The sequence below is a fragment of the uncultured Cardiobacterium sp. genome (assembly GCF_938028185.1).
GTDB lineage: Bacteria > Pseudomonadota > Gammaproteobacteria > Cardiobacteriales > Cardiobacteriaceae > Cardiobacterium.
Map to the genome: position 1 here is coordinate 1 of NZ_CALJAH010000249.1, position 16,575 is coordinate 16,575.

General features: G+C 61.7%; 14 protein-coding genes. 1 reads left to right on the top strand and 13 read right to left on the bottom strand.

Annotation, left to right across the window (positions count from 1 at the left end; all coding sequences use genetic code 11):
• Positions 1 to 56: 56 nt before the first annotated feature.
• The 7 genes from Q0349_RS07185 to Q0349_RS07215 are packed head-to-tail and all read right to left on the bottom strand — an operon-like array spanning position 57 to position 7,668.
• Positions 57 to 2,381: a hypothetical protein gene (locus Q0349_RS07185; RefSeq protein ID WP_298080192.1), complete on the bottom strand. Its 2,325-nt coding sequence runs from the start codon at positions 2,379 to 2,381 to the stop codon at positions 57 to 59.
• On the bottom strand, positions 2,378 to 3,118 hold the full coding sequence (locus Q0349_RS07190) for a hypothetical protein (protein ID WP_298080193.1): 741 nt from the start codon (positions 3,116 to 3,118) through the stop codon (positions 2,378 to 2,380). The genes Q0349_RS07185 and Q0349_RS07190 overlap by 4 nt, the downstream gene beginning before the upstream one ends.
• An 8-nt stretch (positions 3,119 to 3,126) precedes the next feature.
• Positions 3,127 to 3,939 (bottom strand): hypothetical protein, encoded by an 813-nt coding sequence (locus tag Q0349_RS07195; RefSeq protein ID WP_298080194.1) that lies wholly within the window; start codon positions 3,937 to 3,939, stop codon positions 3,127 to 3,129.
• A 20-nt stretch (positions 3,940 to 3,959) separates the two neighbouring features.
• Positions 3,960 to 4,754, bottom strand: a complete 795-nt coding sequence (locus Q0349_RS07200) for a hypothetical protein (protein ID WP_298080195.1) — start codon at positions 4,752 to 4,754, stop codon at positions 3,960 to 3,962.
• A gap of 11 nt (positions 4,755 to 4,765) precedes the next feature.
• On the bottom strand, positions 4,766 to 5,761 hold the full coding sequence (locus Q0349_RS07205; protein WP_298080196.1) for a hypothetical protein: 996 nt from the start codon (positions 5,759 to 5,761) through the stop codon (positions 4,766 to 4,768).
• Complete coding sequence (locus tag Q0349_RS07210; protein WP_298080197.1) at positions 5,758 to 7,002, bottom strand: AAA family ATPase; 1,245 nt, start codon at positions 7,000 to 7,002, stop codon at positions 5,758 to 5,760. Before Q0349_RS07210 ends, Q0349_RS07205 begins: the two co-directional genes overlap by 4 nt.
• Positions 7,003 to 7,005: 3 nt before the next feature.
• Positions 7,006 to 7,668 carry a hypothetical protein gene (locus Q0349_RS07215; protein WP_298080198.1) on the bottom strand — a complete coding sequence of 221 codons (663 nt, stop codon included), beginning with the start codon at positions 7,666 to 7,668 and terminating at the stop codon, positions 7,006 to 7,008.
• A 259-nt stretch (positions 7,669 to 7,927) separates the two neighbouring features.
• On the opposite strand from Q0349_RS07215, the gene Q0349_RS07220 reads away from it, so the two are divergent.
• Complete coding sequence (locus Q0349_RS07220) at positions 7,928 to 9,703, top strand: hypothetical protein (RefSeq protein ID WP_298080199.1); 1,776 nt, start codon at positions 7,928 to 7,930, stop codon at positions 9,701 to 9,703.
• 48 nt (positions 9,704 to 9,751) lie between these two features.
• Here Q0349_RS07220 and Q0349_RS07225 read toward each other — a convergent pair whose 3' ends face one another.
• From Q0349_RS07225 to Q0349_RS07250, 6 genes are all read right to left on the bottom strand, one after another.
• Positions 9,752 to 10,306 (bottom strand): septum formation initiator family protein, encoded by a 555-nt coding sequence (locus tag Q0349_RS07225; protein ID WP_298080200.1) that lies wholly within the window; start codon positions 10,304 to 10,306, stop codon positions 9,752 to 9,754.
• Positions 10,303 to 11,595: a phosphopyruvate hydratase gene (eno, locus tag Q0349_RS07230; protein ID WP_298080201.1), complete on the bottom strand. Its 1,293-nt coding sequence runs from the start codon at positions 11,593 to 11,595 to the stop codon at positions 10,303 to 10,305. The genes Q0349_RS07225 and eno overlap by 4 nt, the downstream gene beginning before the upstream one ends.
• A 13-nt stretch (positions 11,596 to 11,608) precedes the next feature.
• Positions 11,609 to 12,421, bottom strand: coding sequence for a 3-deoxy-8-phosphooctulonate synthase (gene kdsA, locus Q0349_RS07235; protein ID WP_298080202.1), 813 nt, complete (start codon positions 12,419 to 12,421; stop codon positions 11,609 to 11,611).
• Entirely contained in the window at positions 12,418 to 14,052 is a 1,635-nt protein-coding gene (locus Q0349_RS07240) for a CTP synthase (RefSeq protein WP_298080203.1), read from the bottom strand. Before Q0349_RS07240 ends, kdsA begins: the two co-directional genes overlap by 4 nt.
• Complete coding sequence (gene tilS / locus Q0349_RS07245) at positions 14,049 to 15,359, bottom strand: tRNA lysidine(34) synthetase TilS (RefSeq protein ID WP_298080204.1); 1,311 nt, start codon at positions 15,357 to 15,359, stop codon at positions 14,049 to 14,051. The genes Q0349_RS07240 and tilS overlap by 4 nt, the downstream gene beginning before the upstream one ends.
• 11 nt (positions 15,360 to 15,370) lie before the next feature.
• Positions 15,371 to 16,575 (bottom strand): Hsp70 family protein (locus Q0349_RS07250; protein ID WP_298080205.1); only part of this gene is annotated, 1,205 nt, incomplete at its 5' end.

Consider the following 16,575-nt stretch of genomic DNA (forward strand, 5'->3'; position numbering starts at 1 on the left):
CCGCGTACTGTCTTCGGCGATGCGCCTTGTCTGAAACTTTCGGTGGATGGCTATATTCATGGATGCCCCGTCTGCATCAGGCGGGCAAGGTCGTCGTGCCGTTTGCGGTCGCAGCTTTGGCGCAGGGCGCGCAGTTGTTGCCAGATGCTGTCGTCGATGGCGAGGGTTTCGCTGTTCACCGCTTTTTGCGGGATGGCGATGCTGTCTTCGTGTATGCGGTTGCTCACCCCCTTGAGCGGGAAGCCGCTGACGGTTTTGATACGGCGGGCGGTGTCGCGCAGGCTTTCGCGGCGCTCGTGGCGGCAGACGAGGCCGCGGGCGTCGCAGCCGCAGCCGTAGGGGGCGCTGTCGGCGATGCCTTCGTCCAGGCGTCCCGTCCAGTGCAGGACGGCATCATCGCTGACGCCGCTGATGGCGCCGCGTTCGCTGCCGCTGCGGATGACGAGCAGCGGTGCGCGTCCCTGCAGTGTCCAGTCGATGTTCACATGGCTGTCGAGGAAGAGGATGTAGGGGCGGTCGTCGCGCGGTGCGCGCAGGGTGAAGCGCTGCTCGCGCGGGACGAAATCCACGTCGATGACGGCGGCATGGGCAACGGTATTGGCGGGCAGGTTTTTCGCGGCGATGGCGGCGGCGAGGCGGTCGTCATCGAGTTTGTCGCCGTCGTCAATGCGGACGAGGGCGAACGAGAGTCCCGCCTGTTCGTCGTGGCTGCGGTATTCGGCTTCAAGCAGGTAGTCGCCTGCCTCCAGATGGAGGGGGCGGTTTCCGCCGCCGCCATTTGCGCTTATGTCGTGTTTGTTGAGCAGGATGCGCAGTTCAGCCGGGGTGGTTTTGCTGACGGGTTGGTAGGCGCCCGCCTCCGGCACATGGATTTTGCCCGCCCAGTAGGCGTCGAGGTATTCGTCCGCGATGCCGTATTTGGGGTTGTCGAGGTAGATGCGGTCGGTGGTTTCGGTGAAGGTGCGCTGCGGCGCGCGGCGGTCGCGGTACCACACGGCAAAGCCTTCCGCAGGCACGGCGTCGCCGGGGTTGAGCTGCGCGCCCCAGCCATCCGTCACCAACGGCCAGGCGGCAAGCGACGGGGCATTGTGGTCGTAGGCAGGGGCGGTGCGCGGCGGGTCTTCGGCGGCGGTGCAGTTTTTGCGTCGTTCTGCCTGCTGCTGTTGCCATGTCTGCTGCGCGGCAATGGCGTCGATGTTGCTGGCAAATTGTGGCTCAAGGTGCAGTTGGCTGCTGCGCAGGTCGTGCGCGAAGCCGCGCAAGGACTGGCCGCTGATGCGCCGGATTTCGGCGGCAAGGGCGGTGAGGTTTTGGCCGGCGTCGATGTCGCAGCGCCAGCCTTGCGGCGTGCCGCAGCGGCAACGGGCGTTATCGCTGCGCTGGCTGAAGGCGCCCGTCCAGATGAGCGCGGGGATGTCGGCGGCGACGTGGCTGCGCGCGTTGTGGATGACGAGTTGCGGCAGGCGGCCTTCGATGTGCCAGTTCACCGCGTGTTCGCCCGCCAGCCAGAGGATGTAGGGCGCGTCGCCCGGCGGCGCGTGCAGGGTTACACGGTTTTTGTCGCCGAGTGCGCCGTGCAGGGCGGCGGCGTAGTTTTCGCTGTTCGCCGCCAGGGGCGCGATGCGGTTTTTCAGGCGGGCGCGGATGCCTTCGGGCTGTGCCGCCGGTTTGAGCGCGGCGATGAGGGCGGTGAGGCGGGCGCTGTCGAAGATGGCGGGGTTGGCGAGGATGTCGAGCTGGAAGCGGGCAGCCCGCCAGTTGAAGTTGAGGTATTCGGTCTCCAGCCGGTAGTCGCCCGCTTCCAGTTCCACTACTACCGGGGCGGCAAGGTCGCCGGGGGCGGTGTCTGCCAGCAGGACGTGGCGGTCGAGCAGGACGCGGACGCGCCCCTGATGGACGTCGGGGAGGAAGACGTAGCGCCCTTTTTCCGGCACGTGCAGGATACCGGCCCAGTACGCGCCGAGGCGGGCAGCGGGGGTGTGGTAGCGTTCGTTATATTCGTAATTCAGGGCGATGGCGGCGCTGTTTTCTGGTACCGCCGCGGTGGCCGGGTCATCGCTGTCGAAGTACCAGGCGGTGTAGCCCGTGTCGGGGAGGTTGCCGCCGGGGTTGAAGCGATCGCCCCAGGTGCGCTCCGTCAGCGGGAAGGTAGCAAGCGGCTGCGCCGGGGCGTGTGTCAGCGCGCTTTCCAGCGGCAGGGTTGGGTAATCGCTTTCTGTGGCGGCGGGCGGTTGCGGTGCGGCGGCAGCATTGGCAATGGCACGGCGGACGAGGTAACGGCCCATGTCGTCGTGGTAATGCCAAATGCCCGCGCAGGCCGCGGCGGCCACGACGCACATCACGGCGAGGACGGTGAGGGCGGTGCGCGGGCGGCGATTCATGGCGCTTCCTTGAGTAAATTGACGGTCAGGCCGAAGTCGGTGGTGTGCCAGCTGTTCGCCATTTCCACTTCGAGCAGGTAGCGGCCAGGCTCAAGTTGCACGCTGTGCAGGCTGCGGCTGTCGCGCTGGTCGTGGCCTTCGTAGATGCGGTGGCCGTCGAGGAAGATGCGCACGCTGGACGAGGAGTGTTCGGGGACAAATTCGTATTCGCCGCGTTCGGGGATATTGAGCCAGCCGACCCAGTAGGCGGCGAAATCGGGCGAGGGGATGCGCTTGAATTCGTCGTAGGCGTAATGGACGCGGATATGATTGACGTGCTCTTTGGCAATCAGCCGCTCCGGTTCGTATGCCCAGCGGTTCGTCAGGCCTTCCATGGAAAAGCGCACCGGGCCTGCCGCGCTTTTTTGCAGGTTGATGCCGCGTTCGCGCACGGGGTGGGAGACGTCGTCCGGGTTGCCGGTAGTGAGGTACCAGACGTCAAAGCCTTTTTCCGGGATGACCCTGCCCGGATTGAGCACTTTGCCCCAACTGGTCGCGGTGGGGATGTCGGCCAGTTGGGGCGCTTCTGCCGGAGTTTCGGGCGGGAGCTCGTGTTCTTTGCGCGAGTAAAAGACGACGCCCTCGCCGCTGAACCAGATTTCCAGCAGCAGGTTCACCAATATGTAAGCGATGGCACCGGCGACAAGGTAGAGCGGGATGCGGAAAATGCCGGAGATTTTTTTCTGGGGTGTTTTCATGGGCGGCCTCACGGGGTCGGGGTGGTTTTTTTGATGTGAACGGCAAAATTGGTGGTGTGCCAGTTGTTGAGGTATTCCACTTCGAGGGCGTACTCGCCGGGCTCAAGCCAGACCGGCACGGTTTCTTTTTGGTTGCTGCCCTCAAAGATGCGGTGGCGGTTGAGCAGGATGCGCGCGCTGGCCCAGCTCAAATCCGGGGTAAATTCGTAGGTGGCGGCCTCGCGGATGGTGAGTGTGCCGATCCAGCAGGCGGCAAAATCCTGCGAGGGGATGCCATGCAATGCGTTGTAAGAAAAGTGAAGGTCGATGGCAGGCACTTTTTCGATGGCGACCAGTCGGTTAGGCTCATCGCGCCACAGCTCGGCAAAGTCCGCCAGCGGTGGGCGCGCTTCATCCGGGGTATGCGATTTGCCGCGCCCCTGGCTGCGCTCCAGCGCGTCGGCATCTTGCGGGATGCCGATTGTGATGTCCTGCGGGTCGCCGCTGGTCAGATAATAGACGCTATACAGCCCGGCGGGCGGTGCTTCCGCACCCAGCGCATCGCTCCAGCTGCTGCCGGCGCTTGCCACGGGATAGTCGTCCAGCGCCGGGCCCTTGCCGGATTCGCCACCGTCGGCGGTGAGGATGGGGATGCGGACCAGCTCGCGCTTGACAACGTGGCGCTTCGGCGGCGGCTTCAGCGTGTACTCTGCGGGGTCGAGGTCGAACTGGCGCAGCAGATACTGTTCGCGCGCGTTGCTCATGAAAGCGAACACGAGCCACAGGGTGATGGCGACGGCGGCGACAATGCCGACAATGGTCAGGGTTTTGCGGGATGGCATAGGTACTTACTCCTTGTCTGTCAGGGGGAATTCGGGCGGGGGCGGGTGGTGTCCAGCGCCAGGCAGAGGCGGTAGGAGACAACGTGGTGATAGCTCAAAAATTCCGCTTCAAGCAGGTATGTGCCGGGCTCAAGCCATACGGGTTGCGGTGTTTTCTCCGTATGGCTGTCGTAGATGAGGTGACGGTCGAGGATGATGCGGGAGAGGCCGCCACCCTCCGGGTTGAACTGGTAGTAGCCGCCGCGGGTGATGTGGATATGGCCGAGCCAGCAGGCGGCGAAATCTTCGGCGGGGATGTTGTGAAATTCGTTTTCGGCGTAATCGATGCGGATGCTGCCACGGTTTTCCACCGCGACCAGCCGTCCCGGGTCGAGCCAGCGGTCGGCATAACCGGCAAGCGACGGCCTGTCCTGGCCAATGGCCGCCCACGCGACGGAACTTCCGTCCGGCCTGTCCATGTTGTAGGGATAGTAGGTGCGGTGCAGCCGTGCCGGACTGCCGTGGGTGAGGTAGTAGGCATTGAAGCCCCGCTCCGGGACGCGGGCATCAATGACGGCGCTCCAGCGGTTGGGGGCGGGCGGCAGGTCTTGCAGGCGGTTGCCGCTGACAGGGACGAGCCGGGGTTTGGGCGCGGCGGGTTTGGGGGGCGGCGGTGGCGCGACGACCGGCGGCGCAAAATGGGCGGTCGTGACGGGAAGCGGCGGGGATTGCCGCGCGTGTTGGTGGTTGAAGGCGAGCGCGGTGAGCAGGGCGAGGCAGACGGTGAAGCCGACAAGGCGGCGATCCAAACGGGGGCGGTGTCTGCGGCGGTTCATGCAAAATCCGGTCAGCGCTGCAAGGTCGGGTCGTCGGCCAAACCCATTGCCAGCGCAAAATCGCCGATTGGCAGATTGCTGACATATTCAACATCCAGGCGGTAATTGCCGGAATCAAGCCAGACGCGCGTGCTTCTGTTTTGTTGTCCTTCGTAGATGCGACGGCGGTCAATGAGGATGCGCACGGCAGAACCACCACCGGTTTGCTTCATGGTGAACTGGTAGTAGCCGCTTTTATGGATTTGAATTTTGCCGCTCCAGCAGGCGGCAAGGTCTTCACCGGGGATATTTTTGATCCGGCTGCGATGGTCAAACTGGAGTTTGATACTGCCAACGTGTTCATATCCGATACGCCGCCGCGATTCTCTTTTCCAGAGATCGGCAAGAGCATCAAACGACGGCATACGCAGGCTTTCCTGGAATTTTTTGGCATCCTTCATGTAATAGCCGGGCGCATCCGAGTGATAAGGGTCGGCAACGCTCAGGCGGCGCATATCACCTTCCATGAAGTAATACACGTTAAAACCGCTGCTTGCCGGAGAAAGACGCAGCGCTTCACTCCAGGGTTTTTCCGCCAGCGGGTAGTCTTCCAGGCGGTCGCTGTTGGGGTCGAGGATGGTGGTCTGCGCTGCGGTGTTGTTTGCCGTATTGTCTGCCGTGTCGTCCGTCAGCGGTTTCAGGACGCCGACATCGCTGCCGCCACGGCTGTTGCCGCCCTGTTGTGCGCGGCGCACCGCTTCGGCGACGCGATCTTCGGCGCTGCGGGTGTCGGGGGCAGGCGTGGTTTTCGGCGGTGGGGTGTATTGCGCCGTGTTTTGCGCGGGGGTGGGCGTGCTGGTCGTGGTTGCGGCGGGAGTGGCCGATGGCGACGGCGCGGCGGCGGGTGTCGCCGCCTGTCGGTTCAGCGCGACGAGGACGATGAGGGCGAGGAAGCCGGTCGTCCAGGCAAGGCGGCGGTAGTTGGCGGAACGCGCCCACAGGCTGCGACCGCGGCGGATGCGGCTCATGAGCCGCCCCGCGGGTTGGGGATGATGTGATGCTGGCTGCGGTGCATTTTCGCCGTGACTTTGCCGTTTTCGCGCTTGAGTTCGATGGTGTCAAAGCCGCGCTCTTTCGCCTGGATGAGCGAGTCGGCGATGGATTCTTCCAGCGCGCGCACCAGGTCGCGGCTGCTGGCGGCGCGCCCCATCCGTTTGTAGCGCTCCATCAGGTCGATGATGATTTGCGGGTCGATGCCCTTGCCCGCCACTTTCAGGCCGTAGCCGTTAATCATCCGCTCCATTTCCAGCGCGCAGACGCGGGCGATGTCCAGCCCGCTGAACGGCGCGAAGACGAAGATGCGGTCGATGCGGTTGAGCACTTCCGGGGCGAAGCCCTGCTCGCGCAGGGTGGCGACCGAGGCGCTGCGCAGCGCGTCCGGATCGTGGCCGAGGCTTTGTTGCAGGTCGGCGAGCTGGTCGGTGGCGGCGTTGGAGGTGAGGATGAAGATGGCGTGGCTGCTGTCAATCTGTTTGCCGTCGGAGGCTTCGGTGACAAAGCCGTCGTTCCAGGCGGTGAGGAATTTTTTCAGCACGTCCGGGTGTGCCTTTTCGATTTCATCAAGGAGGACGACCGCTTCGGGGTAATCGCGCAGTCCGGCGGTGAGCGCGCCGTAGCTGGTCGAGCCGACGTAGCCGCGCGCCATGCCAAAGAGTTGTGAGGCGCTGTAGGCGCCGGAGGCATGCTGGGTCATGTCGAAATGCAGCAGTTTGCGCCCCAGCACTTGCGCCAGCACTTTGGCGAGCCAGGTTTTGCCGGTGCCGGGCGGGCCGGCAAAGAGGAAGACGCCGACGGGTTTGTTGCGCTGGGTGAGGGCAAGGCGGCGGCGCAGTTGCCAGGCGAGATCGTGGCAAACTTGATCCTGGCCGACAACCTGGCTTTGCAGGCGGGCTTTTACTGCTTCGGCGTCAATGAGGATGGCTTCTTTGTCGAGTTTGTCTGCGGCCTGTTCGATGTCGGCGCGGTTACTGAGGCGGTCGAGTATGTCCATGGGTATTATCCGGTAAATCCAGTCGGGGGCGCGGTCGTGCGCGTGCAGCCACACGGCGCGCAGCAGGGCGAGCATGAGGAAGAACGCCGCCAGCAAATACCAACGGATGGCGGCAAGGAAATCGAGAATGCCGTCTTTGGCACCGGAGACGTACTGCCACAGCATCAGGCAGAGGCAGACGAACATCAGGAGCGGCAGCAGGCGGTAAATCGCGTTCATGGCTTATTGCAGGTAGAGACTGATGACCTGGCCTTCCGCCATGACGGGCAGCGACACCGGCTGGCCGGAGCCGGTGAAGCCGAGGGTGATGCCGCCACCGCCGTCGTGAATGCCGGTGATGGTGACGGGGACGTCGTACTGCGCCGGGAAGTACATGGTCTGCTGCGCGTGGGTGATGGGGATGGTCTGGCTGTAGCCGAGCGAGCTGACTTGTACCACGTCGCCGTCTTCCGCGACGTTATCCCACAGCACCAGCTCCACCATTTGCTGCCCGCCGTTTTCCCAGGCGGGTTGCGCCGGTTGCGTCTGGCCAGCGGGCGTGGCGGGGGCGATGTTTTCCGTGAGCGCCGCTTTTTGCGCGTCTGGCAGCGGCAGGTTCTGGATGACGCTGTGCGCCTCGGTAGCGTCCAGACGGCGCAGCGCATAGCGTGGCACGGCGGCAAATTGCTGCGCGCGGGCGTCTTTTTCCGCCTGGGTCAGGTTGTCGGCAGCGGCGCTGGCGGGGACACCGCCCCTGTTGCCATCGTCAAAAAAACGGGTCAGTCCCCAGCCGCCGAGGCCAATCACCAGCGCGGCGGTGATGAGCGCGGGGAAGAGGCTTTTTTGCTGCGGTTTTTCGCGGCGCGGTTCGGGTTGGAGTTGGGGTTGCGGGTGGTCGCCTGGCATGGAATGTCCTTTTCGTGACAAAGGGTTCACCCGCATTATAGGGGAGCGCTCGCGACGGCGGAAAGGACGTTTTTTTATAAGGTTATGCCCTTTTGGCGTGTCCTTCGTCGCCCTGCCGCCGCTTGCCCCGCCGGGGGGCTTGCAGTACATTAGCCGCGCCGTTATCGCCCCCTTTCATAAACAGAGACCTTTCCCCGACAGGTTCATTCATATGGCGCGATTTCATACGGCGCATCACGCATTTCACAGGTAAATTCCCATGCTCTATACCATCCAAAACAGCGTCTTTCCGAAAATTGGCCTTTGCACGGAAGCAGAACTCTATTTCCGCCTCAATGAATACGTGGATTTGAATATCCACGATGCGCGCTTTACCCTGGAGCCGCGCGGCAAGATTGGCGCCGATACTTATTTCAACAGCATCAGCGTTGGCAAACTGAAACGCCATACCACGATTGAAGACCTGCAATTCGCCATTCGCTTCCGTGGCCGCATCAAAATCAGCTGGAAATTGCATCGCCTGCATTTCACTACCACTATTCTCGATGAAACCTATCTGACGCACGAGGAAGAAAGGGAAGTCGCTTTGCCACTCGCATTTTGGAATTCGCTGGAAGACGGAATGCTCTTTTTTGAAATCGAGGCGCTGGGCATCAGCGAAATTACCGATTTCCGCTTTATGAGTACTACCGCGCCGCAGCATTCCATTAAGCTCGGTATCGTCATTACGCATTTCAACCGTCAGCAATATGTTTTGCCCGCGCTGCGCCGTCTGCAACAGGAATTGCTGGAGTTACCGGAATATGGCGCGCAAATTAGCCTGTCCGTGGTTGATAACAGCAACAATCTCGTCCTCCCGGAAGATATGCCTGCGACCGGTATTCGCATTATTCCCAACCGCAATTTGGGCGGCGCCGGTGGCTTTACCCGTGGCCTGATGGAACTGGAAGATGCGGGCGATTATACCCATTGTCTTTTTATGGATGACGATGCCTCCGGCGATGTGGAAGGCATCAAGCGGACGCTGATGCTGCTGCAATACGCGCGAGACCCCGCCCTGTGCGTCGCCGGGGCGATGTTGCATGAGGCCGAGCCGTATCGCCAGCATGAAAATGGCGCCCGTTTCAAGGGACATTATCAGGGCTTGAAAAGCGGACTGGATTTGCGCGAGGTGGATAATCTGCTGTTCAATGAGCTGGAAGAAAAGATTGATTATGGCGGCTGGTGGTTCTTTGCCTTTCCGCTGGCAGAAGTCAAACATTACGCTTTCCCTTATTTTGTGCGCGGCGATGATGTCGGTTTTGGTCTCGTCCATCAATTCCATACCATTACCCTGAACGGTATTTCTTCCTGGCAGGGCGATTTCGCGCTGAAACAGGGACCCGTACCGGCCTATCTGGATACGCGCTATCACCTGATGCAATATTTCCACGGATTTGTGGATGACCGTATTTCCACTTTGCTCCGCATTACCGCCATCATGGCCGCCCGCAATTTGCTTACCTATCATTATGATACGGCGCTGGCGAGTATTATGGCGATGGAAGATGTGTGCAAGGGTGATGATTATTGGCGCAACAATATGGATATGAGCGAGCGCCGCAAAACGATAGGCGCATTGGCGGCGGCGGAGAAAATGCAGGATATTCCGCTTGATGTTTATATGCAGGCGCATCCCGAAGGATTGCCCGGTGGCAAATGGCGGCGGTTGGCATCGCGTTTGACCCTGAATGGTCATTTGTTGCCGCAGTGTTTTTTCCACAAGGGTTATGTGCGCCAGTTCAAAGGCTGGGGCGGCAGATTGCAGGAAACGTTCCGCTTCAGAAAGGTGCTGTATGTCCATGCGCCGACGCATCGCGGTTTCTTTTTGCAGCATGACAAACGCAAGTTCTTTGCTTATTTGTGGCGCTATTGCAAGGCGGTGTGGCAATTATTGGCGCAACGCCAGCAATTGCAGCAAATGTATCGTAAAAGTTATGCCGAATTTACCAGCCGGGATTTCTGGAAAGCACAATTTGACGAAGGGAAAAAGTAAGGGGTTATCGCCATCGCCGATAATAAAAAACGCGCCTTTTGGGCGCGTTTATTGTTGCAGCGATTCGAGTTGTAGCGGCACGGGGGTGACCGGGATTTGTTCGACGTCCTTGTTGGCAGGGGTGGGGGCGGTGGTATCGCCGTTTTCTTCGTCTTCATTCCCGTCTTCAACGGATTCCAGAACCAACTGTTTGGCGATTTGTTGTGTGTTGGCGGGCAGGGTGGGGGGCGTCGTGATGACTCCGGGCGCGGCGCGGCGGCGCTCTTTTTCGGCGAGGCCGGGAATGTCCGGGATGCTGGCGATTTCGCTGTCCGGCAGGACGAAGTAGGTTTCGTTTTTGCCGATCATGCCGTAGTCCTCGCGCGCTTTTTCTTCGTAGGCGTAGTAGGAGTCGGGCGAGCGCAGGTTTTCCACATCGATGCGCAGCGCGTCGTTGCGGTCGTTGAGCATTTTGTTTTCGCGCAAATGCAAGCCGACCTGCTGTTGCAGGTCGGCGATGCGATGCCGGGTGTTGCGCTCAAGGTGCCAGAGGTAGAGGTTTACCACCCCCAGCACGGCGACGAGCGCCAGCAGCATCAGATAGACGATGGATTTTTTGATCATCCTTTGATTTTGCCAAGCAGCGCGGCTTTGCCACCGTATTTGGCTTTGTCGCCCAATTCTGCTTCGATGGTGAGCAGGCGGTTGTATTTGGCGACGCGGTCAGAGCGGCAGAGCGAGCCAGTCTTGATTTGGGTGGCGCTGGTGGCAACGGCGATATCGGCGATGGTGGTGTCTTCGGTTTCGCCGGAGCGGTGCGAGACGATCGCCGCGTAGTGTGCATCTTCGGCCATTTTGATGGCTTGCAGGGTTTCGGAGAGCGAGCCGATTTGGTTCGGCTTGATGAGGATGGCGTTGGCGATGCCTTTTTCGATGCCTTCTTTGAAGATGCGGGTGTTGGTGACGTAGAGGTCGTCGCCGACGAGTTGCACTTTGCCGCCCAGTTTGTCGGTCAGTATTTTCCAGCCGTCCCAGTCGCTTTCGTCGAGGCCGTCTTCGATGGAGACAATCGGGTAGCGCTCAACGAGGCCTGCGAGGTAATCAACAAATTCGGCGGAGGTGAAGGTTTTGTTTTCAGAGGCGAGGTTGTATTTGCCGTTTTCGTAGAGTTCGGAGGCGGCGACGTCGAGGGCGAGGTAGATTTGTTCGCCTGCCTTGTAGCCCGCTTTGGCGATGGCTTCCATGATGACTTGCAGCGCTTCTTCGTTGGAGCCGAGGTCAGGGGCGAAGCCGCCTTCGTCGCCGACGCCGGTGGAGAGGCCTTTGTCATGCAGCACTTTTTTCAGGGTGTGGAAGATTTCGGAGCCGGCACGCAGCGCTTCGTGGAAGCTGTTAAATCCGGCGGGCATGATCATGAATTCTTGAATATCCACGGAGTTGTCGGCGTGTTCGCCGCCGTTGACGATGTTCATCATCGGTACCGGCAGGGTGTAGCCGGTGGTGTTGTGCAGCACTTCGTACAGCGGTTTTTTCAGGCTGGCGGCCTTGGCGTGGGCGAGGGCGAGGGAGACGCCGAGGATGGCGTTGGCACCGAGGTTTTTCTTGAAGTCGTCGCCGTCCATGTCGAGCATGATTTTGTCGAGCGCGGCAAGGTCGTCAATGGCTTTGCCTTTGAGTGCCGGGGCGAGTTTGTCGTTGACGTTGGCGACGGCTTTGGTGACGCCTTTGCCGAGGTAGCGGCCTTTGTCGCCATCGCGCAGCTCAAGCGCTTCGCGCGAGCCGGTGGACGCGCCGGAGGGGACGCCTGCGGTGCCTTTGGCGCCGTCAGAGAGGGTTACGGTGACCTGGACGGTCGGATTCCCGCGGGAGTCGAGGATTTCCAGGGCTTTTACGGTTTCAACGGTTGTGCTCATCATATGCTCCTTATCAGATTGATTTTGCGACGTTGTCAAGCGCCATCAGTTGTTCTAGCAACAGTGGCATTTTTCCCAATGGCCAGGCGTTCGGCCCGTCGGAAAGGGCACGATCGGGGTCGGGATGGGTTTCCATGAACAGGCCAGCGACGCCGACGGCTACCGCCGCCCGCGCCAGCACCGGCACAAATTCGCGCTGCCCGCCGGAGGACGAGCCTTGTCCGCCGGGCAACTGCACGGAATGGGTGGCGTCAAAGACGACCGGGCAACCGGTTTCCTGCATCACGGCGAGCGCGCGCATATCGGAGACGAGGTTGTTGTAGCCAAAGCTCACGCCGCGTTCGCACAGCATGATTTGCGGGTTGCCGGTGCTTTTCGCCTTGTCGGCGACGTGGCGCATATCCCACGGCGCGAGGAACTGGCCTTTTTTGATGTTTACCGGCAGGCCTTGTTTGCAGACGTTGTGGATGAAGTTGGTCTGGCGGCAGAGGAAGGCGGGGGTTTGCAGCACGTCCACCACCGAGGCGACTTCATCGAGCGGGGTGTCTTCGTGGACGTCGGTGATGACCGGCACGCCGATTTCAGCTTTGACTTTGGCGAGGATGCGCAGCCCTTCGGCGATACCGGGGCCGCGATAGCTCGCGCCGGAGGAACGGTTGGCCTTGTCAAACGAGGATTTGTAGATAAACGGCAGGCCGAGGCGTTCGGTCAGTTTTTTCAGGGTTTCGGCGGTGGAGAGCGCCAGCGCCTCGCTTTCAATGACGCAAGGCCCGGCGATGAGGAAAAAGGGGCGGTCGTTGCCGACTTCAAAGCCGCAGAGGTTCATGAGTTTGCTCCGTCGTGTTGGGCGCGGCAGGCGCGGATGAAGGATTCAAACAGCGGGTGGCCTTTGCGCGGGGTTGAGGTAAATTCGGGATGCGACTGGCAGGCGATGAACCACGGGTGTTCCGGCAGCTCAATCACTTCCACCAGGCCGTTGTCTTCAGAGCGGCCAGAGATAACCAGCCCCGCGTCTTCGAGGCGTTTTTCGTAATGGCTGTTCACTTCGTAGCGGTGACGGTGGCGCTCGTTGATGATTTCCGCGCCGTAGATGCGGGCGATTTGCGTGCCGGATTTGAGCCGCGCCGGCAGCGCGCCAAGGCGCATCGTACCGCCGAGGTCGGTGTGCGCGTCGCGCTGTTCGGTTTCGCCGCGCTCATTGACCCATTCGGTGACGAGCGCCACGACCGGGTCGGCGACCTTGTCGTCCCATTCGGTGCTGCCCGCGCCGGAAAGCCCCAAAACGTGTCGCGCAAATTCCACCACCGCGATTTGCATCCCTAGACAGATGCCGAGGTAGGGGATGCGGTGTTCGCGCGCGTACTGCACCGCGAGGATTTTGCCTTCGATGCCACGGTTGCCGAAGCCGCCGGGAACGACGATGCCATCGACATCGGCCAAGAGCGCCGTGCCTTCTTTGGCGAGGTCTTCCGAGTCGATGTAGCGGATATTGACCTTGTTGCCGCTGCGCACGCCCGCGTGATACAGCGCTTCATTGAGCGATTTGTAGGCATCGGTCAAATCCACATACTTGCCGACCATGGCGATGGTGATTTCTTCCTTGAGATTGGCAATGGCGGTTTCAATCTGCTGCCACACGGACAAATCGGCAGGGTTTGCCTCCAGATTGAAATGGCGCATCACCGCCTCATCCACGCCCTGCTTGTGATAAAGCAGCGGGATTTCGTAAATATTCTTCACGTCCAGCCCGGCGAAGACCGCATCGGCGGGGACATTGGTAAAGAGCGCAATTTTGCGCCGCTCGTCTTCGGGAATGTCGCGGTCGGCGCGGCAAATCAGCATATCCGGCTGGATACCGATGGAGCGCAATTCCTTGACGCTGTGCTGCGTCGGCTTCGTCTTCAATTCCCCGGCAGCGGCGATAAACGGCAACAGCGTCAGGTGCATATACATACAGCGGCTGCGTCCCAGTTGCGCGCCAAGCTGGCGCAGCGCTTCCAAAAACGGCAGCGATTCAATATCGCCAACCGTACCGCCGACCTCCACCATCGCAATATCCGCGCCTTCCGCCGCGCGCAACACATAGCTTTTGATGGCATCGGTAATATGCGGAATCACCTGCACCGTCGCGCCGAGATAATCGCCGCGCCGCTCCTTGCGGATAACCTCCGAATAAATGCGGCCAGTGGTGCAGTTATTGAACTGCGTCGCGCGCATATTGACGAAGCGCTCATAGTGGCCGAGGTCAAGGTCGGTTTCCGCGCCGTCGTGCGTTACGAACACCTCGCCGTGCTGGAACGGGCTCATCGTCCCCGGATCGACATTGATATACGGATCGAGCTTGATCAGGGTCACGCGCAGCCCGCGTGCTTCCAGAATGGCGCCCAAAGAAGCGGCGGCGATGCCCTTCCCCAAGGAAGAAACCACGCCGCCGGTCACGAAAATAAATTTGGTCATGCGAGCCTGTCCGAGCCATTATCGAAAAGATGCGGAATCTTAACAAAATGAGCCTGATTGTGCCAGTCAAACACCAGTCCCGGCCAGCCCGCCGCCGCGCCAAAACCGCCCAACCACGCGCATTCACCATCGACCAGCAACAGCGGCAAACGGCGGCGCAACCACGGCGGCACGCCTTCGCGCTGCAACACATTCTTCAGCGACTCCGCATAACGCCGCCCCGGCGCCTGCCAATGCGCCGCGCACGGATAGAGCGCCCAGCGGCAGTCGCGCCCTTCAAGCAAATCCGCGCCCGCACGCAGCGACAACGCGCCCACGCCCGGCCACACCGTCTTAAGCGCAAACGGCGGCGGCGCCTGCGGTTCACTCGCCTGATATAAAAACAAATCGCCGCGATACTGCACCACCACCGTCGCGCCGTAGCGCAGTTCGGCATGGCCGTTCGCTCCAGCGAGTGCATCTATAAAGGACAACAGCCGCGCTGCCGGTGGCATCGGCTGTCCGGCGCGCTGCAACCAGCGGCGCAACAGCGCCTTGCACGTCGCCACGTCAAACCTCGCGCAGAGCGCCTGCCACGGCAACACCGTTGCCGCCTCGCCCAAAATGCCGTCAAGCAGCCCCTGCTGCACCACGAGTGCCTCGCCCAACCACGCCGCAGAACGCGCCAGCGCCGCGTCCGCCTGCGGAAAAGCGTCGCGCAAGGCGGGCAGCGCGGCGAGGCGCAAACGGTTGCGCGCGTAGTGCGGGTCGGCATTGCTCGGGTCATCGAGATAGGCGACGCCCTGCGCCGCGACAAAATCCTCAATCGCCGCGCGCGGCACATCAAGCAACGGCCGCCACAATTCGCCAGCGGCAAAGGCGCGCCGCGCGGGCATCGCCGCCAAGCCGTCCAGCCCGCTGCCGCGCAACGCCTGCAACAAAAATGTCTCCGCCTGGTCGTCGCGGTGATGCGCGGTAAGCAGCACGCCGCGTGGCGGTAGCCGCGTTGCCAGCGCCTGATAACGCAACGCCCGCGCCCGTGCCTCGGCATTGCCGCCGCCCTCCGGCCAGTCCAGTTTGACGATTTCACACGCGACCCCGCGCGCCGCCGCTTCCCGCTGACAAAATTCGCCCCAGTCCGCGCTTGCCGCCGACCAGCCATGATCGACATAGCACGCCACAAGCGACGCAGAAAGCCGCGTGCGCTGCAACGTGAGCGCCTGCAACAGCGCCATGCTGTCGCGCCCGCCGCTGAGGGCGAGCAAAAACGCGCCGGGGCGGTAGTCCGCCTGCCAGCGCCAGAAGGGGAAATCGTCGGGAAGGAGCATGACTCAGCCGTTCATTCCCACGGCGTGTCGTCCATGTGGTTGAGGTAGTCCTGCAATTCTTGCGCCGCTTCGCGGATGAGGCGCGCATCCTGGCTGTCGAGCGCGGCGGTGAAGATGGCGATGCGCTGGCCGATGCTTTGCCGTTCGTCGCCCAGGCGCTGGGTATAGAGCCGTTCGGCGCGGGCGAGCAGGGTGCGGTTTTCGGTCTGGTCGCGCGGGTGGATTTTCAGCGCCGCCAGTTTTTCGTGCGCCGCCTGTAGCGCCGCTTCATCGAGGTTTTTGCCGCTGTTGTGGATGGTGAGTTGGCGCGTGCTGCCGTCGGCGGGCAGGTGTACGTCCACTTCCAAAAGACCGCTGACGTCGTAGGTGAAGCGCACTTCCGCCGGCATGTATTCGGGGTCGCTGTAGTCCGGCAACGGGATGTCGATTTCGCCGAGGTAGATGTTGTCACGCACGAGGCGCGCTTCGCCCTGGTAGATTTTGAAGAGCAGCGCGCTTTGGTTGGTCTGCACCGGGTAGTAGGTTTCCATGCGGCTGACCGGGATGACGGTGTTGCGCTCGATGATCGGGCTGAAGATGCCGCTTTCGTAGCGGTCTTGCCCGGTCTGGATGCTGGTTTCGACGCCGAGCGAGTAGGGCGCGACGTCGGTCATGACGACTTCTTCCAGCGCCTGGTCTTGCGCGACGAGCCCCGCCTGGATGGCCGCGCCAATGGCGATGGTTTCGTCCGGGTTGAGGCCGGTGGTCGGGAAGCGGCCAAAGAGGCGCGCCATGGTTTTGCGCAGGACGGGCATGCGGGTCGCGCCGCCGACGAGGATAATGTCGTTCAGGCTCGCGGCGCGCACGCCCGCATCGCGCAGGGTTTGTTCAATAGGGATGCGGCAGCGTTCAATCAGCGGTTCGCAGCGTTTTTCCCAGTCGGCGACAGTAATGCGCCATTCAAGCGGTGCGCCGTGGTGGTTCACCTGCATGGTGGTGTCGCCGCTGCCGAGCGCCTGTTTGGCGCGTTCTGCCGCGGCGTAGAGCGAGCCTTGGCTGTCTGCGAGGTTAATGGCGCTGTGTGCGGCGGCAAAGCCCTGGATGAGCAGTTCGGTGAAGTCTTCGCCGCCGAGCATGTTGTCGCCCGCGCTGGCGCGCACTTCCATGATGCCGGCGTACATGTCGAGCAGGGTGACGTCAAAGGTGCCGCCGCCGAGGTCAAGCACGAGGAATTTCT